This window comes from Paraburkholderia sp. GAS41 (genome assembly GCF_050436545.1).
In the GTDB taxonomy this organism is placed as follows: domain Bacteria; phylum Pseudomonadota; class Gammaproteobacteria; order Burkholderiales; family Burkholderiaceae; genus Paraburkholderia.
The window spans coordinates 46709-69789 of record NZ_JBNDMK010000019.1; the positions used below are offsets into that span (position 1 = coordinate 46709).

At 63.7% G+C, this 23081-nt stretch carries 20 protein-coding genes; 9 read left to right on the forward strand and 11 right to left on the reverse strand.

Annotation, left to right across the window (positions count from 1 at the left end; all coding sequences use genetic code 11):
* The first annotated feature begins 9 nt into the window (after positions 1–9).
* From P3T43_RS23675 to P3T43_RS23695, 5 genes are all read left to right on the forward strand, one after another.
* Positions 10–1074 (forward strand): ABC transporter substrate-binding protein, encoded by a 1065-nt coding sequence (locus tag P3T43_RS23675; RefSeq protein ID WP_429283471.1) that lies wholly within the window; start codon positions 10–12, stop codon positions 1072–1074.
* Between the two features lie 68 nt (positions 1075–1142).
* Complete coding sequence (locus P3T43_RS23680) at positions 1143–1946, forward strand: ATP-binding cassette domain-containing protein (RefSeq protein ID WP_429283472.1); 804 nt, start codon at positions 1143–1145, stop codon at positions 1944–1946.
* Positions 1947–1960: 14 nt separating this feature from the next.
* On the forward strand, positions 1961–3244 hold the full coding sequence (locus tag P3T43_RS23685) for a sugar ABC transporter permease (RefSeq protein ID WP_429283473.1): 1284 nt from the start codon (positions 1961–1963) through the stop codon (positions 3242–3244).
* A gap of 23 nt (positions 3245–3267) precedes the next feature.
* Complete coding sequence (locus P3T43_RS23690; RefSeq protein WP_429283474.1) at positions 3268–3996, forward strand: SDR family oxidoreductase; 729 nt, start codon at positions 3268–3270, stop codon at positions 3994–3996.
* A 113-nt stretch (positions 3997–4109) separates the two neighbouring features.
* Positions 4110–5753: an FGGY-family carbohydrate kinase gene (locus P3T43_RS23695; protein ID WP_429283475.1), complete on the forward strand. Its 1644-nt coding sequence runs from the start codon at positions 4110–4112 to the stop codon at positions 5751–5753.
* A 44-nt stretch (positions 5754–5797) separates the two neighbouring features.
* Here P3T43_RS23695 and P3T43_RS23700 read toward each other — a convergent pair whose 3' ends face one another.
* Positions 5798–6766 (reverse strand): AraC family transcriptional regulator N-terminal domain-containing protein, encoded by a 969-nt coding sequence (locus P3T43_RS23700; RefSeq protein ID WP_429283476.1) that lies wholly within the window; start codon positions 6764–6766, stop codon positions 5798–5800.
* A 208-nt stretch (positions 6767–6974) separates the two neighbouring features.
* On the opposite strand from P3T43_RS23700, the gene P3T43_RS23705 reads away from it, so the two are divergent.
* Both P3T43_RS23705 and P3T43_RS23710 read left to right on the forward strand, forming a co-directional pair.
* Positions 6975–8027, forward strand: a complete 1053-nt coding sequence (locus tag P3T43_RS23705; protein ID WP_429283477.1) for an NAD(P)-dependent alcohol dehydrogenase — start codon at positions 6975–6977, stop codon at positions 8025–8027.
* A gap of 231 nt (positions 8028–8258) precedes the next feature.
* Positions 8259–9218, forward strand: a complete 960-nt coding sequence (locus P3T43_RS23710) for a LysR family transcriptional regulator (protein WP_429283478.1) — start codon at positions 8259–8261, stop codon at positions 9216–9218.
* A 31-nt stretch (positions 9219–9249) separates the two neighbouring features.
* Here the strand turns inward: P3T43_RS23710 and P3T43_RS23715 are convergent, their stop codons facing one another.
* From P3T43_RS23715 to P3T43_RS23745, 7 genes are all read right to left on the reverse strand, one after another.
* Entirely contained in the window at positions 9250–9777 is a 528-nt protein-coding gene (locus tag P3T43_RS23715; protein WP_429283479.1) for a hypothetical protein, read from the reverse strand.
* Between the two features lie 98 nt (positions 9778–9875).
* Positions 9876–10199 (reverse strand): hypothetical protein, encoded by a 324-nt coding sequence (locus P3T43_RS23720; protein WP_429283480.1) that lies wholly within the window; start codon positions 10197–10199, stop codon positions 9876–9878.
* 84 nt (positions 10200–10283) lie between these two features.
* The gene (locus P3T43_RS23725; protein WP_429283481.1) at positions 10284–10934 is read right to left on the reverse strand and encodes a sarcosine oxidase subunit gamma; all 651 of its coding nucleotides are present in this window, start codon (positions 10932–10934) and stop codon (positions 10284–10286) included.
* The gene (locus P3T43_RS23730) at positions 10924–13923 is read right to left on the reverse strand and encodes a sarcosine oxidase subunit alpha family protein (protein ID WP_429283482.1); all 3000 of its coding nucleotides are present in this window, start codon (positions 13921–13923) and stop codon (positions 10924–10926) included. Before P3T43_RS23730 ends, P3T43_RS23725 begins: the two co-directional genes overlap by 11 nt.
* The gene (locus P3T43_RS23735) at positions 13920–14228 is read right to left on the reverse strand and encodes a sarcosine oxidase subunit delta (protein WP_429283483.1); all 309 of its coding nucleotides are present in this window, start codon (positions 14226–14228) and stop codon (positions 13920–13922) included. The genes P3T43_RS23730 and P3T43_RS23735 overlap by 4 nt, the downstream gene beginning before the upstream one ends.
* 29 nt (positions 14229–14257) lie before the next feature.
* Complete coding sequence (locus P3T43_RS23740) at positions 14258–15502, reverse strand: sarcosine oxidase subunit beta family protein (RefSeq protein WP_429283484.1); 1245 nt, start codon at positions 15500–15502, stop codon at positions 14258–14260.
* A 16-nt stretch (positions 15503–15518) separates the two neighbouring features.
* Entirely contained in the window at positions 15519–16904 is a 1386-nt protein-coding gene (locus tag P3T43_RS23745) for an L-serine ammonia-lyase (RefSeq protein ID WP_429283485.1), read from the reverse strand.
* A gap of 373 nt (positions 16905–17277) precedes the next feature.
* Here P3T43_RS23745 and P3T43_RS23750 point away from each other — a divergent pair, with 373 nt between their 5' ends.
* The gene (locus P3T43_RS23750; RefSeq protein WP_429283486.1) at positions 17278–18357 is read left to right on the forward strand and encodes a GlxA family transcriptional regulator; all 1080 of its coding nucleotides are present in this window, start codon (positions 17278–17280) and stop codon (positions 18355–18357) included.
* A gap of 79 nt (positions 18358–18436) precedes the next feature.
* Here the strand turns inward: P3T43_RS23750 and zwf are convergent, their stop codons facing one another.
* The 3 genes from zwf to lhpH all read right to left on the reverse strand — a co-directional run bounded on the left by zwf (position 18437) and on the right by lhpH (position 22118).
* Positions 18437–19927 (reverse strand): glucose-6-phosphate dehydrogenase, encoded by a 1491-nt coding sequence (gene zwf / locus P3T43_RS23755; RefSeq protein WP_429283487.1) that lies wholly within the window; start codon positions 19925–19927, stop codon positions 18437–18439.
* Positions 19928–20132: 205 nt separating this feature from the next.
* Positions 20133–21080 (reverse strand): bifunctional Delta(1)-pyrroline-2-carboxylate/Delta(1)-piperideine-2-carboxylate reductase, encoded by a 948-nt coding sequence (lhpI, locus tag P3T43_RS23760; protein WP_429283488.1) that lies wholly within the window; start codon positions 21078–21080, stop codon positions 20133–20135.
* 30 nt (positions 21081–21110) lie between these two features.
* Entirely contained in the window at positions 21111–22118 is a 1008-nt protein-coding gene (gene lhpH, locus P3T43_RS23765; protein WP_429283489.1) for a trans-3-hydroxy-L-proline dehydratase, read from the reverse strand.
* Positions 22119–22312: 194 nt separating this feature from the next.
* Between lhpH and P3T43_RS23770 the strand changes: the two genes are divergently transcribed.
* Entirely contained in the window at positions 22313–23050 is a 738-nt protein-coding gene (locus P3T43_RS23770) for a FadR/GntR family transcriptional regulator (RefSeq protein WP_429283490.1), read from the forward strand.
* The last annotated feature ends 31 nt before the right edge of the window (positions 23051–23081 follow it).

Consider the following 23081-nt stretch of genomic DNA (forward strand, 5'->3'; position numbering starts at 1 on the left):
AGACACCTGATGACCCGACTCTCTCACCCACTGTTCGGCGCGGGCGCGCTGAGCCTGAGCCTCACTCTGCTGGGCAGCACGGCAGCACTGGCGGCGCCCAGCGGCACGGTCGCCTTTCTGATGCCCGACCAGGCCTCGACGCGCTACGAACAGCACGATTTCCCCGGCTTCAAGGCTGAAATGGGCAAGCTCTGCCCTGACTGCAAGGTGCTCTATCAGAACGCCAATGCCGACGTTTCGACCCAACAGCAGCAGTTCAACTCGGTGATCGCGCAAGGCGCCAAGGTGATCGTGCTCGACCCGGTAGATTCGACGGCCGCCGCGTCGCTGGTTCATATGGCCCAGGCCCAGGGTATCAAGGTGATCGCCTATGACCGGCCGGTGCCCTCGACGCCTGCCAATTACTACGTATCGTTCGACAACGAAGGCATCGGCAAGGCCATCGCGCAGTCGCTCGTCGAACATCTGAAGGAAACCAACGTGCCGACCAGCAAGGGCGGCGTGCTCGAGGTCAACGGTTCGCCGACCGATGCGGCAGCGGGCCTGATCAAGAAGGGCATTCACGCCGGCCTCGCGGGCAGCGGCTACAAGACGCTCGCCGAATACGACACGCCTGACTGGGCACCGCCGAAGGCCCAGCAGTGGGTCAGCGGGCAGATCACGCGATTCAGCTCGCAGATCGTCGGCGTGGTGGCCGCCAACGACGGCACCGGTGGCGGTGCGATCGCGGCTTTCAAGGCAGCCGGCGTCAACCCGGTGCCGCCTGTGACGGGGAATGACGCCACGCTCGCGGGGTTGCAACTGATCATCGCAGGTGACGAGTACAACACGATTCTGAAGCCAAGCGAAATCGTCGCGGCAGCGGCGGCGAAGGTGGCCGTGGGCTTCCTGAGCGGCCAGACCCCGAAGGGTGAAACGACGCTTTTCAACACGCCGACGCAACTCTTCAAACCGGCGGTCATCACGGCGAAGAACCTCAAGGCGGAAGTCGTCGACAAGGGTTTCGCGAGCGCAAAGGATCTGTGCACCGACCGCTACGCCGACGGTTGCAAGAAACTTGGCATTACGAACTGATCCGGCACGACGTTGCAAGGGATCTGGCTCGCGCCGGGTCTCACTACTCCTGAAGAGGTATCCGTCCCATGACTGACAACTCCACAACCCGGTCCGCGCGAGGTGAACTGGTGCTGAGCCTGCGCGGCGTCTCGAAGCACTTCGGAGCGGTCTCGGCCCTGACGGACATCGAGCTCGACGTGCACGCGGGCGAAGTGGTCGCCCTGGTGGGCGACAACGGCGCCGGCAAATCGACTTTGGTGAAGGTGCTCGCCGGCGTCCATCAACCCAGCGCGGGAACGATCACTTTCGGCGGCAAGGAAGTCACGCTATCCAATCCGGGCGCGGCGCTCGATCTCGGCATCGCCACGGTGTTCCAGGATCTCGCGCTGTGCGAAAACCTCGATGTCGTCGCCAACATCTACCTCGGGCGCGAGCTGAATCCATTACGCCTCGACGAGGTCGCCATGGAGGTAAAAGCCTGGACCCTGCTCAACGAGCTATCCGCCCGCATCCCCAGCGTGCGCGACGTGGTTGCCTCGCTCTCGGGCGGCCAGCGACAGACGGTGGCAATCGCCCGCTCGCTGTTGCTCGATCCGAAGCTGATCATGCTCGACGAGCCGACGGCGGCGCTCGGCGTGGCTCAGACCGCGGAGGTGCTGAACCTGATCGAACGGGTGCGCGACCGCGGCCATGCCGTGATCATGATCAGCCACAACATGGAGGACGTCCGCGCCGTGGCGGATCGCATCGTCGTGCTGCGCCTCGGCCGCAACAACGGTGTCTTCTATCCCGACTCTTCGAATCAGGAACTGGTGGCCGCGATTACCGGCGCCACCGAGAACGCTGTGTCGCGTCGCGCCGGCCGGCGCCAGGCCGAACAGGGCGCCTAGTCAAAGGAACCATCATGAGTAACGAAATGCAAGGCGCCCCTCACCCTGACCCGCAGGGCGCGGCCAAACCCTCCACCCTGCTCGATCGCAGCGATGTGCGCGTCAAGCATGCCGCCGGAGTGGGCGGCACCGTTGCCGCCTTCGTCGAACGGGTGCGTTCAGGCGATCTGGGATCGTTGCCGGTCATCGCGGGCCTCGTCATCATCTGGACCGTGTTCACCAGCCTGAACCCAGTGTTTCTCTCCGCCGACAACCTCGTCAACCTGCTATTCGACTGCTCGACCGTCGGCGTGATTTCGCTAGGGATTGTCTGCGTCCTGATGGTGGGACAAATCGACCTGTCGGTGGGGTCGATGAGCGGCTTCGCTTCGGCCCTCGTCGGCATGCTCTGGGTCAATCATGGCTGGCCTGTGCTACTGGCCATCGTTGCCGCCGTCGTCGTTGGCGCGGTGGTCGGCGCGGTGTATGCCCTGTTGCTCAACCGCCTGGGTATGCCGAGTTTCGTCGCCACGCTGGCCGGCCTGCTCGCGATCCTTGGCATGCAACTCTACGTCCTGGGCGCCACCGGATCGATCAACCTGCCCTACGACACGGCGATGGTCAACCTCGGGCAACTGATCATCATCCCGGCTCTCATTTCGTACCTGCTCGCGCTCGTGCCGGGCGCCGTGATGCTGCTGCTCGGGATGCGTACACGTGAACGGCGCCATGCGTCGAATCTCTCGGCGCCCTCGGTGGGCAGCCTGCTGGTGCGCAGCCTCGCCATCACCGTGCTGCTGGAAGCGGTGGTGGCTTACCTGAACCGGGGACGCGGTGTGCCGCTGATGTTCGGCATCTTTCTCGGCATCGCCGTCGCAATGGACTACGGGTTGAAGCGTACCCGCTGGGGCCGCTCGATGCATGCGGTCGGCGGCAATCACGAGGCCGCGAGGCGGGCCGGCATCAACGTCAGCGCCATTTACACCAGCGCGTTCGTGCTGTGTGCGAGTCTCGCCGCACTCGGCGGTGTGCTCACAGCGGCACGGCTTGCCTCGGCGAGTCAGCAGGCCGGCACCGGCGACGTCAACCTGAACGCGATCGCCGCGGCCGTGATCGGCGGCACGAGCCTGTTCGGGGGACGCGGTAGCGCGTACTCAGCAGTACTCGGCATTATCGTGATCCAGTCCATTGCCAGCGGCCTTACGCTGCTGAACCTGTCGTCGTCGCTGCGCTTCATGATTACCGGCGCGGTGCTGGCCATCGCGGTGATCGTCGACTCGCTCGCCCGTCAGTCCCGCGTCTCACATGGCCGCGCGTAAGCCAATCAATAGAGGAGCAGTCAATGTCTGAATCCATTAAGGGAAAAATTGCCGCGATTACGGGTGCGGCATCGGGTATCGGCCTCGAGTGCGCGCGCGTGCTGATGGGGGAAGGCGCGAAGGTCGTCCTGATCGACCGTGCCAGGGACAGGCTCGAAAAACTGTGCGCGGAACTGGGGCCGAACGCCCTGCCGCTCGTCGTGGATCTGCTGCAGCCGGCGGAAGTCTCCGCAATGCTGCCGAAAATCCTCGACCTCGCCGGCGGGCTCGACATCTTCCACGCCAATGCCGGCGCCTACGTGGGCGGCGAGATCGTGGACGGCAATCCGGACGAATGGGACCGGGTGCTGAACCTGAACGTCAACGCGGCGTTCCGTTCGGTCCACGCGGTGCTGCCGCACCTGGTCGCGCAGAAATCGGGCGACATCATCTTCACGAGTTCCATCGCGGGCATCGTCCCGGTCGTGTGGGAGCCGATTTACACCGCCTCCAAGTTTGCGGTGCAGGCCTTCGTCCATACGACCCGGCGTCAACTCTCCAAACACGGTGTGCGGGTCGGCGCGGTGGCTCCGGGCCCCGTGGTGACCGCCCTGCTCGACGACTGGCCGAAGGCGAAGATGGACGAGGCGCTAGCCAACGGCAGCCTGATGCAGCCGAGAGAGGTTGCCGATGCGGTCCTCTTCATGCTGACGCGGCCCCGCAATGTGACGATCCGCGATATCGTTATCCTTCCAAATAGCGTCGATCTCTGACCCGCGCGGCAGACCTGTGAACTTCACGGGCCTGCCATGGCCCGCTGTCCGCGAGGCGGTCAGTCTCGAACGCCTCCATCAACAAGCAACCCGCAACGAGCAGGCAGCAAGCTATGACCTTCGAAAATCCAACCTCCGGCGCGGCAGGCAGCACGCCCGGCGCGCGCTATGTCATCGGCGTGGATGTGGGCACGGGCAGTGCCCGGGCCGGCATCTTCGACCTCGCCGGCCGCATGGTCGCCTCGGCGAAACGCGACATCACGCTGTTCCATGCGAGCGGTTCCATCGTCGAGCAGTCGAGCGCGGAGATCTGGAAGGCCGTCTGCGACTCCGTGAAGGACGCCCTGGCGCAGGCCGCGGTGCCGGCGGATCAGATCGCCGGTATCGGCTTCGACGCCACCTGCTCGCTCGTCGTGCTGGGTGCGGATGGCCGGTCCCTGCCGGTAGGTCCTTCCGAACAGGCCGAGCGCGACATCATTGTGTGGATGGATCATCGCGCCGTGGAGCAGGCCGAGCGCATCAACGCGACGGGGCACGACGTGCTCAAGTTTGTCGGCGGCAAGATTTCGCCGGAAATGGAAACACCCAAGTTGCTGTGGCTGCTCGAGAACAGACCCGCCGTGTTCGAGGCAGCATGGCAGTTCTTCGATCTGACCGACTTTCTGACCTGGCGCGCGAGCGGCGATCTCGCGCGTTCCACCTGCACCGTCACCTGCAAATGGACCTATCTCGCACACGAACGGCGCTGGGACGAAAGCTACTTTCGCACTATCGGACTCGGTGTGCTGGCGGACGAGGCGTTTGCGCGCATCGGCCAGATGGTCGTCGATGCGGGAACACCACTTGGTAACGGGCTAACGGCAGAAGCCGCCACCGAACTCGGCCTCAACCTCGGCACGCCGGTGGCGACAGGCGTGATCGATGCGCATGCCGGCGGGATTGGCACAGTGGGCGCGGACGGCGCGCCCGAAGCCTGCCTCGGATACGTGTTCGGCACCTCGTCGTGCACCATGACGACGACCCGCAGTCCGGTCTTCGTGCCCGGCGTGTGGGGCCCGTATTTTTCGGCGATGGTGCCCGATGCGTGGCTCAACGAAGGCGGCCAATCAGTCGCCGGCGCAGCGATCGAACGACTGCTTTCGATGCATCCCGCGACCCCCGAGGCCCGCCGGCAAGCGGACCAGGCGGGCCAGTCCCTGCCGGTGATGCTCGCGGCCCTTGCGGTGCAGTCGGCGCACGCCTTGTCGGAGACGGTGAAGCTCGCGCACGGTCTGCACGTCGTGCCGGAATTTCTCGGCAACCGTGCCCCGCTGGCCGACCCGCACGCCCGAGCCGTGATCGCGGGCCTTGGCATGGAAGACGACCTCGACAGCCTGGTCGCCCTCTACGTGGCGGGCCTTTGCAGTATCGGTTACGGCTTGCGGCAGATCATCGAAACACAGGCCACCGCGGGTGCGCCAATCGAGCGTGTGGTGATCAGCGGCGGTGCCGGGCGGCTCGATGTCGTGCGGCAGCTGCTCGCCGATGCAACCGGCAAGCCCGTGCTCGCCACGCAGGCAGAAGAGCCCGTGCTGCTGGGTGCCGCCATGCTCGGCGGTGTGGCGGGCGGCCGCTTCGAGAACGTGCGCGCCGCCATGGCCAGCATGTCGCAGATCAGCAAGACCTACGAACCGGCAAGCGGCGACATCGCGACCCTGCACGAGGCGCGCTTTCGCGCCTTCAAGCAGTTACAGAACGTGGCGAGAGAAATCCGCTGAGCCAGCGGCGTGCAGCGCCTGGCACCTGACTGACGCTCTGGCGCTCACACCGCCGTCACGTATTTCGCCGCCGGCGGCGCGACGCGCGGCGGCGGCGAATCGAATACCGCGCGCATGCGCTTCACCTCGTCCACGGGGCTGAGGCCGAACAGCCGCTTGAACTCGCGGCTGAACTGCGAGGCGCTTTCATAGCCCACCCGCGCCGCGGCCGCGCCCGCGTTCAGACCGTCCTGCACCATCAGGAGCCGCGCATGATGCAGGCGCGTGGTCTTCACGTACTGCATCGGCGAGGTCGACGTCACGCCCTTGAACTGCGCGTGAAACACCGCGAGACTCATGCCGGCTTCACGCGCCAGCGTATCGACATCCAGTTCGCCCTGATAGTCCGCATGAATGCGCCGCAGCGCCTTGGCGATGCGGCCAAAGTGATGCTGATGCGTGAGCGCCGCGCGGATTGCGTCGCCCTGCTCGCCGGTCAGCACGCGATAGCAGATCTCGCGCATGATGGCGGGCGCGAGAATCTTTGCGTCGAGCGGCGAAGCCAGCGCTTCCAGCAGACGCTGCACCGCGTTACTCATGATGGGATCGAGCGGGGTGGAATAAATGCCGCGCGGCTCGGTGAACGTCGCGCCGTGGGTATCGTTTAGCGCCATCAGCAATTCCGCGACCACGGTCAGGTCGACCCGCACCGAGATGCCGAGAAAAGGCTCCTCCGGACTCGCTTCGGTTTCGCACTCGAACGGCAGCGGCACCGACAATACCAGGTACTGCTGCGCGTCATACAAATAGGTCTGCTCGCCCAGATAGCCGCGTTTGCGACCCTGGCACACGATCACGATGCTCGGCTCGTAGAGCACGGGCATGCGCGGCATGGGACGGTTCGAGCGCATGAACTTGACGCCCTCCAGACACGACGGCGTGAAGCCTTCGCCCGGCGCGAGAACGTCGAACAGTTCGACCATGTGCTGCTGGGCGGGACTGACGGCAGCGCGGCAGGTTTGAGTCGTTTGCATGACAGTGCCTATTGATGCAGCAGAGAATAAGGCTTGAAATTTAGCATCAAACGGCCTATAGCGCTCGTCCTCAGGAGAAATAGGCAAACCTTCGAGATATTCAGGTATTCCCCAAGTACCGCTCGCCGCCTACGATGGGAACCCTGCCGGATCACCCATCCCCCGCCGCTGCTGGCGCCTGGCGTCACCCCTCTCATCAGGAGCACTCATGACCACGACTTATGCCTATGCCGCGAACGACGCCCAATCGAAGCTCGCCCCATTCGAATTTCAGCGCCGCGAACTGCGCGCCCATGACGTGCAGATGGAAGTGCTGTTTTGCGGCGTCTGCCATTCCGACCTGCATCAGGCCCGCAACGAGTGGAAGAACTCGATTTTCCCGGTGGTGCCCGGGCACGAAATCGTCGGCCGTGTGACGGCGGTGGGTCCTGACGTGACGAAGTTCAAGACCGGCGAGCTCGTCGGCGTGGGCTGTCTCGTCGATTCCTGCCGGACCTGCCCGAGTTGCACGGAAGGCCTCGAACAGTATTGCGAAAACGGTTTTGTCGGCACCTACAACGGTGCGGACCGCGAGACCGGTGCGATTACCTTCGGCGGTTATTCGACCCAGCTGGTCGTCGACGAAGCCTTCACCCTGCGCGTGCCGCAGAACCTCGACCCGGCCGGTGTGGCACCGCTGCTGTGTGCCGGCATCACCACCTACTCGCCGCTGCGCACGTGGGGCGCCGGTCCCGGCAAGAAGGTCGGGGTCGTCGGCCTCGGCGGTCTGGGCCACATGGGCGTGAAGCTGGCACGTGCGATGGGTGCGCACGTGGTGCTGTTCACGACCTCGCAATCGAAGGTCGAAGATGCAAAACGTCTCGGCGCGCATGAAGTGGTGATTTCGAAGAACCCCGAAGAGATGGAAGCGCATACCAACAGCTTCGATCTCATCGTCAACACGGTGGCTGCCCAGCACGACCTGAACCCGTTCCTGAACCTGTTGCGTCGTGACGGCACGATGGCACTGGTGGGCGCGCCGGAACACGATCACCCGTCGCCGCAGGTGTTCAACCTGATCATGAAGCGTCGCCGTCTGGCTGGTTCGCTGATTGGCGGCATTGCCGAAACTCAGGAAATGCTCGATTTCTGCGGCGAGCACGGTATTACATCGGACATCGAAATTATTCCGATGCAACAGATTAACGAGGCGTATGAGCGGATGTTGAAAAGCGATGTGAAATATCGCTTTGTGATTGATCTCGACTCGCTCCGGAAATAACTGCCGGTCGTTTTACCCCAAGGATTTATTCCGGTAGTTCAACAGGTCGTCACGCCGGCGGGTCAAGCGCCCGCCAGCCGTGATGCACAGGCCGCGCCCGTCGCGGCGGCCTGCCCTGCTCCCGCCTCGCTTCTGCAAGCCGACACGCCTCCCCGCCGGGACGAGGTGCGTTGGCTGTCTGTCCTTGATTCGGATTGTCCCGCGTATGTGTTGTATGACAGGAGATTGCCCGTGATTGACCGTATTCAGGCGATGCGCACTTTTATCCGTATCGTCGATACCCATAGTTTCACACGCGCTGCGCAATCGCTGGATATGCCGCGCGCGACGGCCACGACGCTGGTTCAGAGTCTCGAAGCGTTGCTTGGCACCGCCTTGCTGATACGCACGACACGCAGACTGAGCCTCACGCCCGAAGGTGCTGCGTACTACGAACGTTGCGCGCAGATTCTCGCCGACATCGACGATATGGAAGCGAGCCTGCGTCATTCAACCGACCAGTTGAGCGGCCGCCTGCGCGTCGAGATTCCCGGTGCGGTGGCGAGCGCGCTGGTGTTGCCGGCGCTCGACGATTTTCATGCGCGCTTTCCGAACGTCGATCTCGCGATCGGCGTCAGCAATCGCGCGGTGGATCTGGTCGGCGAAGCGGTGGATTGCAGCATCCAGCTGGGCGAATTGCCGGATTCCGGTCTGGCAGCGCGGCGCCTTGGCATGCTCGAACGGGTGACCTGTGCCAGTCCCGAGTATCTCGAACGGCACGGCATGCCCGCGGATCTCGACGCGCTCGAGAATCACGTTGCCGTGCACTACCTCTCGCCGCACAACGGGCGCGCGGTGGATCTGGATTTCGAAGTGGGCGACACGGCGCTGAACGTGAAAGTCGACGGCTTCCTGAACGTGAGCGACGAACAGGCTTACCTGACCTGCGGGCTGGAGGGGCTGGGGCTGATTCAACCGGCGCGCATTGCTGCGCAACCGTACCTCGATGCGGGTCAGCTACGCGAAGTGTTGCCGCAATGGAGGCCTTCGTCGATTCCGGTGTCGGTGGCGTTCGTCAAGAGCCGGCGCGTGTCGCCACGGGTGCGGGCATTCGTCGACTGGCTCGCGATGCTGTTCGAACAGGCCGAGAACGTCGATCAGGATCTGTCGCGCGTGCGGCAGTTGCTGCGCGGCGGGCTGCATCCGGCGTGAAGGGCGGCGAAGTGACGAGAGTTGGGCGGAGTTACTTGAACACCAGCGGCTCCGAGAACGGCGCCTTGTTCGGCTCCGCCCGATACTTGTCTTCGATCGCACTCAGGCAGCTCGTGAACCGCGTGCGAAACGCGACGGGGTTGTCGCCTGGCGGCGCGAGGCCGTCGGATGTCACGTTCCAGCCATCGGCGGTACGAATGGCATCGAGATCGAAGGATGCATCGTTGCCCGTGTCCAGTATCACCGCCTCGCGTCTGTCACCGCCGGGCAGATGCAGAATCGCCTCACACCCCTGCTGTAGCCGCATCGGCACGCGAGGCGCCGAACTGCCGAACGCCGGGGCGTTGTCAGGCGCCGTATGGTACATGCGCAACGACACGAACTGCGACGGCAGCGCGGCGACCACGAATTGCACGTCGGACTGCGAAATGCCGTCACTGCAGCCCGCCAGGGTTCCCAGCAGAACCACCAGCTTGAGACGGGCAACCATGCGCCCGGACGATCGATTACGACGCAAGCCGTTCATCGAACCGACGCTCGCTGTGCCGCGCTTAGTCATCCCCCTCCCTTTCCTTCCCATTCCCTTCGGAACCGCAAGAGATCAGTAAAGTGAGGCTCTTCGGCTAGCTCTTATATCGGCAACTCCGTTGAATTTCTTTAGGTCGTCACTTGCGCGGCGCAAGCGGCGCGCGCAGTCCGCGTGCTGTCGGCCAGTTCATCCGCGCCGCGTGCCGCACGCACGCGGGCCTCGCCCACCAGTCTGGACAACGTCGCCGGACTCATGCGCGCAGCGACCTCGCGTACATAGTCATGATGACGCGCGTCGAGCGCGGCGCGCAGATAGCTCGCCTGCAGATATCGCAGCAAGGCGATCCGTCTATGCCCCAATGCGATGCTCTGCTCCAGCAAGGCAAGCGCCGCTTCGCGATCGCCCGCTTCGTAAGCCCGTTTGAGCAGTTCAGAGGTGCGTGCGCGTGACATCTGGATTTCCCGCGATAGTCGATGAACTCGCGTCGATCACAAGCGGCGCCGCGAAGAACGAAGTCACGGCCGCTTCGAACCCCTTCACACCAGCAGCGGCGCGGCCGCGTCGAGCATGATGCGGCAAAAGTAATCGGCGAAGCTGCGGCGCACGACCAGTTCGAAGGTATCGTCACTCACCGGAATCAGCACGATCGAGGCCTTGAAGTAATGGCTCTGCGCACATTGACCCACAGCCAACACCTGCGGATGCAGATCGAGCGGGCAACCGCGCGATAACACGTCGCGCACTTTTTCGCCGCTGACTTCGAGCAGCGTGTAACCGCTGCCGATATCGACCGCCGACGCAAACAGTCCCGCCAGCGCCTGCGTGAGCCGGGCCTCGAGCGTTGCGCCCTGCTGTTGATGCGAGCGCACCTGCCACTCGTCCGGACCCAGCCACAGCACGTCGTAGCCGTTACCACGCGCCACGGTGTTCGGTTTGGCGGGCGGCCGGCAGCCGGTCACGCTTTCCACGGCACTGACGAAAGCCGGATCATTCGCATCGCCGCGCAGATTCGCCAGATCGCGAAACGGCCGTTCGCTCAGATTGAATTTCTTCGAAGCGCCTGCCTGATGCGTCTTCAGCAAATCGCCCACGCCCACCAGCGGCGACTCCAGCCAGGCTTCGCATGGCGCGCGTTGCACGATCGTCGAAGCCGCGTCCGGTGCATTGCTTCTTGCTTCATTCCACATGTTGACGCACTCCTTCCTTATCGTAGAAAACCGGGCTGGCGACTTTTGCCGCAACCTGTTTGCCGTTCGCGAGCGGGATCGTCACGTTCTCGCCCATCTTGCCGAGGCCGCCCTTGATGACGGCGAGCGCGATTGAACGCTTCAGGATCGGGCTGTAGTAGCTCGAGGTGACGTGCCCGAGCATCGGCGCGGTGTCGCCCGAAAACGGACCGGCCACGATCTGGCTGCCTTCCGGAATCACGAACGACGCATCGTCGCTGAGTAAGCCCACGAACTGCTTGCGGCCTTCCCTCGCGGTATCGGAACGGATCAGGGAGCGCTTGCCGAGGAAGTCCTTCGACTTCGCCACCAGCCCGCCCATGCCGAGGTCGTACGGCGTGATCGAGCCATCCGTATCCTGTCCGACGATGATGTAACCCTTCTCCGCACGCAGCACGTGCATCGTTTCCGTACCGTACGGTGTGATATCGAACTCAGCGCCCGCACCCATCAACGCTTCCCATACGGCACGCCCCATGTTTGCCGGCACGTTCACTTCGTAGGCCAGTTCGCCCGAAAAGCTGATGCGCATCACGCGCGCCGCAACGCCGGCAACCGTGCCTTCGCGGTACGACATGAACGGGAACGCGGCGTTGGCAAAATCGATATCGCCGCACACCTTTTGCAGCACCTTGCGGCTCTTCGGACCGACGACGGCGAAAGTCGCCCAGTGGTCCGTCACCGAAGCGAGCCGCACCTTCAGGTTCGGCCATTCGGTTTGCAGCCAGCGTTCGAGCCACGTCAACACGCGCGCGGCACCGCCCGTCGTGGTGGTCATCATGTAGTGCTGGTCGGACAGACGCACGGTGACGCCGTCGTCGAACACCATGCCGTTTTCGTCGAGCATCAGGCCATAACGGCACTTGCCGACTTCGAGCTTGCTCCACGGGTTGGTGTAGACCCAGTTGAGCAGTTGTGCCGCGTCCGGACCCTGAATGTCGATCTTGCCGAGCGTCGATGCATCGAGAATGCCCACACTGTGACGCACTGCCAGACATTCGCGCGCGACCGCCGCGTGCAGGTCTTCGCCCTTTTTCGGGTAGTACCACGGACGCTTCCAGTTGCCCACGTCCTCGAAGGCGGCGCCGTTTTCGACGTGCCATTCGTGAATACAGGTTTTGCGGATCGGATCGAGCAGGTCGCCCAGTTCCCGGCCCGCAAACGTACCGAACGTCACGGGCGTGTAGTTGGGCCGGAACGTCGTGGTGCCGGTTTCCGGAATCGTCTTGCCGAGCGCGTCGGCCAGAATCGCCATGCCGTTGATATTGCCGAGCTTGCCCTGATCGGTGCCGAAGCCCATCGCCGTATAGCGCTTGACGTGCTCGACGGATTCGAAGCCTTCGCGCGCGGCAAGCAGAATATCTGCCGCCGACACGTCGTTCTGGAAATCGACGAACTGCTTCGGACCGCGCGCCGCGGCTTCGCGACTGCCTACCAGCCAGAGCGGCAGCAGCGGCGCTTCAGCAATCTCGGCAACCTTCGGCACCTGCGGACGCGTCACGTTGAAACCCACCGCCTTCGCGGCTTCGACGCCTGCGTCCACCGCAAGCCGCAAGCCGCGTGCAAGGTTGAATTCACCCGCCGCCGCGCCGACGCTGGTTTCCGGCTGCATCGCCTTACCCGGCACGAAGCACACCTTGTCGTCGTTCCAGTGCGCCTTGCCGCCCGATTGCGCGAACAGATGCAGCACGGGACTCCAGCCACCGGACATGGCGAGCAGATCGCACGCCAGCTCAGGCTGTTTCGCGCCTACTTTGCCGTTCGCATACGCGGCGATTTCGACCGAGCCCACCCGCAGCTTGCCGCTGGCGGTCGTGACAACCGCGTTGTTCAATACCTTCACGCCGTGGCGCCGTGCGGCGGCCGGCAATGCGCCATTGCCCTGCCCGCGCGGATCGACCACCGTCACTTTCGCGCCGCACGTCTTCAGATCGAGCGCGCATTGATAGCCGTCGTCGTTGTTCGTGAACACCACGGCCTCGCGGCCCGGCAAGACGCCATAGCGATGGATATACGTCGACACCGCCGAAGCCAGCATCACGCCAGGCAGATCGTTGTTGCCGAAGACAATGGGACGCTCATGCGCACCGGTGGCGAGAATCACGCGTTTGGCGCGGACTTTCCACAGCAATTCCCGCGTGCCCTTTCTCATCGAGACCGGCAGATGCTCGGTCAGACGCTGTGTCACGGTGACGAGATTGTGGTCCTGATAGCCGAACGCCGTGCTGCGGTTCAGAATCTTCACCTCCGGCATCTGCCGCAGTTCCGCCTCCACTTTCTCGACCCAGTGCGACGCGGCGCGGCCATCGATCTCCGCGCGGCCCGCCAGCAGGCTGCCGCCCAGTTCACTCTGATCGTCGACCAGCATCACGCGCGCGCCGGACAAGCCGGCCGCATGCGCCGCCGCCAGCCCGGTCGGGCCACCGCCCACGACCAGCACATCGCAATAGGCAAAGCACTTGTCGTAACGATCGGCGTCCAGTTCCTGGGGTGCCTTGCCAAGACCCGCGGCTTCACGAATCTTGTCTTCGTATTTCGGCCACCATTTACGCGGCCACATGAACGTCTTGTAGTAGAAACCGGCCGGCAGAAAGCGCGAAAACTTCTGGTTGATCGCCATGCGGTCGTGCTCGAGGCTTGGCTCCGCGTTCACGCTCGTGGCCACCAGTCCCTGATACAACTCCACTTCCGTCGCCCGCGCATTCGGCACCGTATAGGCGCCGCGCTCGAGTTGCACGATGGCATTCGGTTCTTCCACACCCGCAGTGACGATGCCGCGCGGACGGTGATACTTGAAACTTCGGGCTACGAAGTGCACGCCGTTGGCGAGCAACGCCGAGGCCAGCGTGTCACCCTGAAAGCCCTGATAAGTGCGCCCGTTGAAGGTGAAGGTCAACGGAATCGCGCGATTGATGCGCCCACCGGCGCCGAGACGGTCTTTCTGGCTCATTGCTTGTTGCCCTCGTGAGCGTCGTGGGTGGCAGATCCGGCGGTCGGGCCGCCGAAGATTTCATAGCCGAGAAACTGATAGGACACCGTATCGCGCGTCGCCATGAACCAGCGGCGGCAACCCTGCGTGTGCAGCCATTGTTCGCGGTGCACGCCGCGCGGGTTCTTGCGCATGAACAGGTAGTCGCCCCATTCCTTGTCGGTCAGGTTTTCGGTTTCGAGCGGACGGGCAATGCCGGCCTCTCCGCCGCACGAGAATTCTGATTCGGCGCGCGGCCCGCACCACGGACATTCGATCATCAACATAGGTTTCTCCGGTTTGTGTGCGTGCAGCGTTAGTGGGCCACGGCTGCCGCGCCGTGTTCGTCGATCAGATGTCCTGTGTAAAACCGGTCCAGCGAGAACGGCGCGTTCAGCGGATGCGGCGCGTCGTTGGCAATCGTATGGGCGAAGGTCCAGCCCGAACCGGGTGTCGCCTTGAAGCCACCCGTGCCCCAGCCGCAGTTGAAATACAGCCCCTTCACATCGGTCTTGCTGATGATCGGGCACGCATCCGGCGAGACGTCCACAATCCCGCCCCACTGCCTGTTCATCCGCACGCGCGAGAACACCGGGAACATTTCGACGATCGCTTCCAGCGTGCCTTCGATAATGTTGAAGCTGCCGCGCTGACCGAACCCCGTGTACTGGTCGACACCCGCGCCGATCACCAGATCGCCCTTGTCGGACTGGCTGATATACGCATGCACGGCGTTCGACATCACCACCGTATTCACCACCGGCTTGATCGGTTCGGACACCAGCGCCTGCAGCGGGTGACTTTCCAGCGGCAGGCGTATGCCGGCCATATCCGCCAGCGTCGAGGTATTGCCTGCGGCCACCACCGCCACTTTCTTCGCCTTGATGAAGCCCTTCACCGTATCGACGCCCGTCACCGCACCGCCTTCGCGGCGAATGCCGGTCACCTGGCAGTTCTGAATGATGTCGACGCCATGCTGATCCGCGCCACGCGCAAAACCCCATGCCACCGCATCGTGACGCGCCACGCCGCCGCGCCGTTGAATGGATGCGCCCAGCACCGGATAGCGGCTGTTGAGGTTGATGGTCGGCTCGATTTCCTTGATCTGCGCGGGCGTGAGGTATTCGGCATCCACGCCGTTCAGGCGGTTCGCGTTCACCCGGCGCTCGGTGTCGCGCACGTCCTGCAGCGTGTGCGCGAGATTCATCACGCCGCGCTGGCTGAACATCACGTTGTAATTGAGGTCTTGCGAGAGCCCTTCCCAGAGCTTCATCGCCTTCTCATACAACGCCGCCGATTCGTCCCACAGGTAGTTCGAGCGCACGATGGTGGTATTGCGCGCAGTGTTGCCGCCGCCAATCCAGCCCTTCTCGAGAATCGCGATGTTGCGCACGCCGTGTTCCTTGGCGAGGTAATAGGCGGTCGCCAGACCATGCCCACCGCCGCCGACGATCACCACGTCGTACTCCCGCTTCGGTTCCGGGCTTCTCCACTGCCGCTCCCAGTTCTCGTGATACGACAACCCGTTGCGGAACAAACTGAATATCGAATAGCGGCTCATGGGGTGGATCCTCTCTTTAGCATTCGATGACGTTCACGGCGAGACCACCGCGCGACGTCTCCTTGTATTTCGTCTTCATATCGGCGCCGGTTTCGCGCATCGTCTTGATCACGTTGTCGAGCGACACATAATGCTGGCCGTCGCCTTTGAGGGCCATGCGCGATGCGTTCAGCGCCTTGATCGCGCCCATCGCATTGCGTTCGATGCAGGGAATCTGCACGAGGCCGCCCACCGGGTCGCAGGTCATGCCCAGGTTGTGCTCCATGCCGATTTCAGCGGCGTTTTCGACCTGGCTCGGCGTGCCGCCCATCACGGCGGCGAGCGCCGCAGCGGCCATCGAGCAGGCCACGCCCACTTCGCCCTGGCACCCCACTTCCGCGCCGGAGATCGACGCGGTTTCCTTGTAGATGATGCCGATCGCCGCAGCCGTCAGCAGGAAGGTCACGATGCCGTCGTCGTTCGAACCGGGCACGAACTTGACGTAGTAGTGCAGCACCGCCGGAATCACGCCGGCCGCGCCATTGGTCGGCGCCGTCACGACGCGGCCACCGGCGGCGTTTTCTTCGTTGACGGCCATCGCGTACAGATTGACCCAGTCGAGCATCGAGAGCAGATCGCGCAACGATTCTTCGGAACGGATGCGCAGGTGGCTCGACAGATCGGCGGCGCGGCGCTTCACGCGCATCGGGCCGGGCAACTCGCCGCGCACCTTGCAGCCGCGCTCGACGCAGGCGGCCATCGTGCGCCAGATCGCCAGCAGGCCGTCGCGGACCTCGGCCTGCGAGCGCGTTGCGCACTCGTTCGCCATCGCCACCTCGGCGATCGACAAGCCGCTTTCGCGGCACACCCGCATCAGTTCGTCGCCGGTGCGAAACGGAAACGGCTCGTCGGCGCCCGCGCGCACACCGTTGACCCGATCGCCCTCGCGATTCACCACGAAGCCGCCGCCGACCGAGTAATACTCCTTCTCCACCAGCAACTGGCCGTTCTCGTCGAAGGCCTGAAAACGCATGCCGTTCGGATGGACCACGCCGGTGCCCGCCAGCAACTTGCGGTAGAACGCCAGATGCTCTTTCTCGTCGTACTGCACGCGATGCTTGCCCAGCAGCACGAGCGTCTTGTCCTGACGGATCTGCGCGAGACGTGGCTCGATCAGGTCCGGATCGATCGTATCCGGCAGATGACCTTCGAGGCCGAGCAGCACCGCCTTGTCGGTGCCGTGGCCTTTGCCGGTCGCGCCGAGCGAGCCGTACAACTCGACCTTGACGCGCCGCACGAAGGCCAGCAGATTGGCATCCTCGATATGGGAGGCGAAGCGGCACGCGGCGATCATCGGTCCGACTGTGTGCGAACTCGACGGACCGATGCCGATCTTGAACAGATCGAAGACGCTGACGTTCATGTGGGCTGCCTGGTCGTGATGGGTCGGTGGGTCGGTGTACCGGATCGCCGCTCGCCACCAGGGTGGCGCAAACCGTTCGTTCCGGAGAATTTCACGTGCATTGCTGCATGACGCTAGTACACCAAAGCGTAAAATTGGCCGATAGAACAAAAGCGCCATCAATTTGGGACGGCGGCGCCACCCCGGCACACGACCCGGCGGGCGGTTCGCTTCTGCGATGGTTGACGGCGCAAAAGCGCAAGCCGGGGCAGCTCGGATCGGCGACGCTTGATGCGACGCGCGCCTGCGCCCGCGCGCGTCACACTCGGCTGGTTCACGTCTCGCCTCTTTTGATTCCCGTTTACCCTATGACGCACCCTGGCGCAGTCGCACCATGAAAACCGCAGAATCGTTACCGCTGACTTCCATCGACGGCGTGCCCAAGGAACGCATCCGTTTCGGCATCGTGCTGCTGCCGAATTTCACGCTGACGGCGTTTTCGGGCTTCGTCGACATGCTGCGGCTGTCCGCCGACGAAGGCGACTACAGCAAGCCCGTGCGCTGCTCGTGGAGCGTGATCGGCGATACGCTCGCGCCCGTGCGGGCCAGTTGCGGCATCCAGATCACGCCATGGGAGACCTTCGAGAACGCCGAGGCCTTCGACTACGTGGTGGTGGTGGGCGGCCTGCTGCATTCCGGTCCGCAGGCGACCGACGAGACGCTGCAGTTCATCCGCCGGTCCGCGCGCGGCAATACCACGCTGGTCGGCATCTGCACCGGCGTGTTTGCGCTGATGCGCGCCGGCGTGCTGGACGAACACCGCATCTGCGTGAGCTGGTTTCATTACTGGGATTTTCTCGAGCGCTTTCCGTCGGTGAATTCGGATGCGCTGATTGCCGACCGCCTGTTCGTGATCGACCGGCGGCGCATCACCTGTTCCGGCGGCCGGGCGTCCATCGACGTGGCGGCCGCTATCTTGCTCCGGCACTTCGAACACGCAACCGTGCAAAAAGCGCTGCGCATCCTGCTAGTCGGCGAGATGCAGAAAGGCAACGCGCCGCAGCCGCATCCGCCGGGTCTGGAGCCCGCCACGCATCCCAAGGTCAAGCGCGCGATCCTGCTGATGGAACAGCATGTGGGGCGTTCGCTGCCGCTCGAAGAACTGGCCTGCAAGCTCGATATGTCGCCGCGGCAACTGGAGCGGCTCTTCAAAGCCGAGACCGGCAAGAGCCCGCAGGTGTTCGCCAAACAGGTGCGCCTGCGAACCGCCGCGTGGCTCCTGACCAGTTCGGACCGGACGGTGGCCGATATCGCATCGAGCTGCGGCTTCTCGGACGCCTCGCACCTGGGGCGTGAATTCCGCAAGCAGTTCGGCGTGCCCCCGGTGATGTTCCGCGAGCAGCGAGGCGCCGTACCCGCTGAGGATGCCGCCGTCTTTGACGAGACCTTTCCCGGACGCGTGGACGTCTATTAAGGAATCTTAATGATGATGCACACAACGACAAAGGCGGCCCGATCCGGCGGCCGCCTTTGTCATGCGAAGCATCTGGGCGTTAATCGCCGTATTGCGATTCTTCGGACCACACGGTATTTTCCCGCGCCATCAAGGCCGTGGACGCTGCCGGTCCAAACGTGCCGGCGGAGTAGCCACGCGGCCGGTCGCCCGACTTCGCCCAGCCGTGCAAAATCGGCTCCGCCCACGCCCATGCCGCTTCGAGTTCGTCGCGGCGCATGAAGTGGGTGAGACGTCCGCGCACCACGTCGATCAACAGGCGCTCGTACGCTTCGGCACGACGCTCGGTGAACGCCTCCTGCAGATCGAGGTTCAGATTCACCGGCAGCATGTTCATGCCGCTGCCCGGTTCTTTGGCCATCATCTGCAACTGGATCGATTCTTCCGGCTGCAACTGGATCACGAGGCGATTGCCATAATGATGCGGGCCGCTCGGAATGATCGAGAACGGCATTTCGGAGAACTCGATGACGATCTCCGAGACCTTCTTCTGCATGCGCTTGCCGGTGCGCAAATAAAACGGCACGTTGGCCCAGCGCCAGTTATTGATCTGCGCGCGCAAGGCGACGAAGGTTTCGGCGCCGCTCTTGGCCGGCACGTTGTCCTCTTCGAGGTAACCCTTGACCGCCTCGCCGTCCACCGCGCCGGCGGTGTATTGGCCACGCACGGTGTCGCGCGCGATATCTTCGGGCGTCATCGGCCGCAGCGAGCGCAGCACCTTGAGCTTTTCGTCACGCACCGCATCCGGGTCGAGCGACACGGGCGGTTCCATGGCAACGATGCACAACAGTTGCAGCAGATGGTTCTGCACCATGTCACGCAATGCGCCGGTCTTGTCGTAGAAGCCGGCGCGGCTGCCCACGCCCACCGTCTCCGCCACCGTGATCTGCACGCTCTTGATATACGGCGCCTGCCACAGCGGACCGAAAATCGCATTGCCAAAGCGCAGCACCATCAGGTTCTGCACCGTTTCCTTGCCCAGGTAATGGTCGATCCGGTAGATCTGGGCTTCGCTGAAATGCCGCCCGACGTCGGTGTTGATTTCCTGCGCCGAGGCCAGATCGTGACCCAGCGGCTTTTCCAGCACGACGCGCGCGTACTCGTCGATCAGGCCCGCGCCCGAGAGGTTGTCGCAGATGTTCGTGAACAGATCGGGCGAGGTGGCGAGGTAGAACACCCGCCGGGCGTCCGGCCGCGACACTTCCTTCAGACGCTCGTAGTCCTCCGCCGAATCCACGTCCATGCGCACGTATTCGAACATGGCGAGGAATTTGTCCCAGGCGGCGGCATCGAACGCTTTCTTCTCGATGAAGGGCTTCGCCTTCGATTCCATGAATTCGTTGATGTACTCCTCACGCGACCACGGCTTACGGCCGATCGTGAGAATGCGCGTCTCCGGCGGCAGATTGCAGTGCAGATGCGCCATGTAGAGCGCCGGCAACAGCTTGCGGAACGACAGGTCACCGGTGCCGCCGAAGATGATCATGTCGAGCGGCAGGTCCGGGGTGGCAGATGCGTGTTGGGTAATCATGGCGCGATGTCACCGTCGTGAAAAGCGTCGCAAAAGGCAACGCGAAAGGGCAAAAATGCCGGGAACCGACATTTTCTGGCAAACGCCTATGGTGCAACGTTTTCGGATTGTTTGCACGCAACACGCCCGATACGGTAGAAAAACTACACGCGCTTGCACGCGTATCGCAAGCTCATTGCAAGCTTATTGCCGGTTTATTGCCGGTTTATTCGTGCTGCAACGCCGTGCGGGCGACCCGGCAGGCGCCCAGATCCCACGCGGCACAACCGACGCTCTTGAATAGCACGGGCGTGCTAGCCGCAGGCAGCGGCGCCGAGCCGCCCAGCACCGCCGCAATGCCGATCACACCGGCCCAGTCCACGCCCGCCTGGATGAAATCGCCGGCTTCGTGCTTGGCGCCCGCCAGATCGTCGACGTAGAGCGCGCTGCCGTGCACGGTGTGCGCACCCAGTTCCAGCATGGCGGGCGTGAACGCCCCGACCCCGATCACGAGACGCTGCGCGCGCGGCGCTTCGTCGTAGACCGCCTGTTTGCTGGTCGTGAGGGCAATCACGACATCGACGGAATTCGGCACTTCTGTGCCCGCGAGCGGCTGCAGATTGCGCGCCTTGTTGCGATGCGCGATGCAAAAGGCGTCGGCCTTCGCCAGCGCACTGCCCTTCACCCAGATGAGAGCATCGGGAAACAGTTCGCCAATCGCCTCGGCGTGATTCGCGGCCTGCGTGCCGGTGCCGATCAGCAGAAACTCGCGCGGCGCCGAACGGCCGGACGCGCTGCCTTTGAAGGTCTGCACGCCGAGCATCGACATGGCCGCAGTACGCCGCCCGGTGACGGTGGGACCGTCGAGGATGAACAGCGTTTCGCCGCTATCCGAGTCGAATCCCATCACCTGACCGTGGATGGTCGGCAAGCCACGCGGGCCGTTGGCCGGGCAGACGTTGACCAGTTTGTGGATACCGAGATCGGGCGCGGTGGCGGGCATCGACAGCATGATGCCGCCCGCATTGAGCGGCACGACCAGCCGCTCGGGGCTCACGATCCGTTGCTGCGCGTAGTCGATCGACGCGGTCTTCAGCGCCTCCACGAGTTCGGCGTAAGGCGTGAGACGCGCGGTAGCCGCGGCATCGAAAATCTGCGTGGCGGGGTGAGTCATAAGCGGGGTTTCTCCATCGACGTGCGCCGTCTAGCGCACGAGAAAGCCATACGTGAGCGGATCGCGTTCGTCGACGATCCAGTTGGCAAACCCGCAGATATGCGCATCGCCCTCGATTTCCGGAATCACCGCATCGAACTGCTCGAGCTTCGTTTCGGACAGCACCCGGCCGCGGAAAATCGTGCCGATCACCGATTCGTTGACGAGCGTCTCGTCGCGCCCCAGTTCGCCGCGCAGATACAGTTGCGCGACGCGTCCCGCGGTGCCCGAGCCGGTTGGCGAGCGGTCCACCTCGCGGTCCGCGAATACGCAGCAATTGGCCTGTGTCGAGCCTGCGTGACGCGGCGCGTTGTCGATGATCGTCCCGTAAATGTGGTTGATTTCGGGAATGTGCGGATGGACCACCTTGAACGCTTCGTTGGCCGCGCGCTTCACTTCGGCGCCGAACTGGATCAGACGATCCACCTCCGCCTCGCGCACGTTCAGATCGAACGGCTTGCCCGACGTGTAGAAATAAAACGCGCCGCCGAAGGCGATATCGCCCGTCACCTCGCCAAAGCTCGGCGTCGTCACGGTGACGTCGCGCTGCCAGATGAACGAAGGCACGTTGACAAAGCGCACGCTGCCCGCGTGATCGCCGTCCCATTTGACGAAGGCTTCGATGAAACCGCACGGCGCGTCGATCCCTACCCGCGTCTCCGGCTCGGTGCGTTCGACCCAGCCGAGCGCCACGGCGGCGGTCGCCAGCGCGATCACGCCATGGCCGCAATGATCGCTATAGCCTTCGTTATGCACGAAGATGATACCGAAGTCGGCACCCTCGCTGACCGGCTCGGTCAGGTAGCCGCCGTACATATCCGCATGGCCGCGCGGCTCGAACATCAGCGCGCGGCGCAATGGATCGTGATGCTCCTTGAGCCATGCGCGCCGCTCGACAATGGTCTTGCCGGGAAACTTCGGTAGCCCGCTCGTGACGAGCCGGAACGGCTCGCCGCCTGTGTGCACTTCCACCGTGCTGATGACTCGGTTCAGTTTCATGATGCGCGACACCCTTGTTGCGCATGCCGCGCGACGACGCCCCAACCCTTCCTGCCGACCATTCCGTTGCCTCCATCCTGTTCTATACTGGATCAAAATGTAGACCACCTTTGGTTTTACATCAACCAGTTTCAATAGTGTCCTGTTAATCTGGTTGGAATCGGGATCAGTCAGACAAAGACAAACAGGTGCTTATGGTCAACTCCGCCCTCGCCATGGAAAGCAGCTTTCGCCCCAAGCAGATCTACGAGCAGGTCTCCGAGCGTATCCGCGCCGAAATTCGCAACGGGCAGTTCGCGGCGGATTCGCGCCTGCCGTCGGAGCGTGAACTGGCCGCGCGTTTTGGCGTGGGACGTCCGGCGGTGCGCGAGGCCATCGGCGCCCTGCAAAACGAGGCGCTGGTGATCACGCGGCGCAATTCAGGCACTTATGTGTGCGCGGATGCGCTGCAGCGCCTCGCCGTCGCGCCGCTCGAAGCGGCTTCGCTAGCCGACCCGGATTTCAGCCCCACCTCGACGCTCGACGTGCGGCTGATCCTCGAACCGGCCATTGCCCGGCGCGCGGCCGCGCACGCCCAGCGTGACGAACTGGCCGAGCGCTATCTGGCACAGATGGATTCGATCGTCGACGTGGCCGACCCGCAGCAGCGCGTTCTATGGAACAACAGCGACCGCCTGTTCCATCGGCAACTGGCGGTCATGACCGGCGACGCGTTGCTGGTGAAGATCGCGGACGAAGTCGCGAACACCATGGACCAGCCGCTCTGGAAACGGCTCAAGAACGACGGCATTTACGATGCGGGCCGGATTCGTCTTTACGTCTCCGAGCACCGCTTGATCTACGAGGCGATCGTGGGCGGCGATGCGGACGCCGCGGCGTTCTACGTGGAGCAGCACATCATGCGCGTGCGTCGCGATATCGCGCCGAAGTGACGGCGGTCAAGGTAACGCCTGACGATGCATT

Excerpts from the sequence above, each read along its gene's own strand:
- P3T43_RS23675 (WP_429283471.1), top strand. The coding sequence starts at position 10 with ATGACCCGACTCTCTCACCCACTGTTCGGCGCGGGCGCGCTGAGCCTG.
- P3T43_RS23680 (WP_429283472.1), top strand. The coding sequence starts at position 1,143 with ATGACTGACAACTCCACAACCCGGTCCGCGCGAGGTGAACTGGTGCTG.
- P3T43_RS23685 (WP_429283473.1), top strand. The coding sequence starts at position 1,961 with ATGAGTAACGAAATGCAAGGCGCCCCTCACCCTGACCCGCAGGGCGCG.
- P3T43_RS23690 (WP_429283474.1), top strand. The coding sequence starts at position 3,268 with ATGTCTGAATCCATTAAGGGAAAAATTGCCGCGATTACGGGTGCGGCA.
- P3T43_RS23695 (WP_429283475.1), top strand. The coding sequence starts at position 4,110 with ATGACCTTCGAAAATCCAACCTCCGGCGCGGCAGGCAGCACGCCCGGC.
- P3T43_RS23700 (WP_429283476.1), bottom strand. The coding sequence starts at position 6,766 with ATGCAAACGACTCAAACCTGCCGCGCTGCCGTCAGTCCCGCCCAGCAG.
- P3T43_RS23705 (WP_429283477.1), top strand. The coding sequence starts at position 6,975 with ATGACCACGACTTATGCCTATGCCGCGAACGACGCCCAATCGAAGCTC.
- P3T43_RS23715 (WP_429283479.1), bottom strand. The coding sequence starts at position 9,777 with ATGACTAAGCGCGGCACAGCGAGCGTCGGTTCGATGAACGGCTTGCGT.
- P3T43_RS23720 (WP_429283480.1), bottom strand. The coding sequence starts at position 10,199 with ATGTCACGCGCACGCACCTCTGAACTGCTCAAACGGGCTTACGAAGCG.
- P3T43_RS23725 (WP_429283481.1), bottom strand. The coding sequence starts at position 10,934 with ATGTGGAATGAAGCAAGAAGCAATGCACCGGACGCGGCTTCGACGATC.
- P3T43_RS23730 (WP_429283482.1), bottom strand. The coding sequence starts at position 13,923 with ATGAGCCAGAAAGACCGTCTCGGCGCCGGTGGGCGCATCAATCGCGCG.
- P3T43_RS23735 (WP_429283483.1), bottom strand. The coding sequence starts at position 14,228 with ATGTTGATGATCGAATGTCCGTGGTGCGGGCCGCGCGCCGAATCAGAA.
- P3T43_RS23740 (WP_429283484.1), bottom strand. The coding sequence starts at position 15,502 with ATGAGCCGCTATTCGATATTCAGTTTGTTCCGCAACGGGTTGTCGTAT.
- P3T43_RS23745 (WP_429283485.1), bottom strand. The coding sequence starts at position 16,904 with ATGAACGTCAGCGTCTTCGATCTGTTCAAGATCGGCATCGGTCCGTCG.
- P3T43_RS23750 (WP_429283486.1), top strand. The coding sequence starts at position 17,278 with ATGAAAACCGCAGAATCGTTACCGCTGACTTCCATCGACGGCGTGCCC.
- zwf (WP_429283487.1), bottom strand. The coding sequence starts at position 19,927 with ATGATTACCCAACACGCATCTGCCACCCCGGACCTGCCGCTCGACATG.
- lhpI (WP_429283488.1), bottom strand. The coding sequence starts at position 21,080 with ATGACTCACCCCGCCACGCAGATTTTCGATGCCGCGGCTACCGCGCGT.
- lhpH (WP_429283489.1), bottom strand. The coding sequence starts at position 22,118 with ATGAAACTGAACCGAGTCATCAGCACGGTGGAAGTGCACACAGGCGGC.
- P3T43_RS23770 (WP_429283490.1), top strand. The coding sequence starts at position 22,313 with ATGGTCAACTCCGCCCTCGCCATGGAAAGCAGCTTTCGCCCCAAGCAG.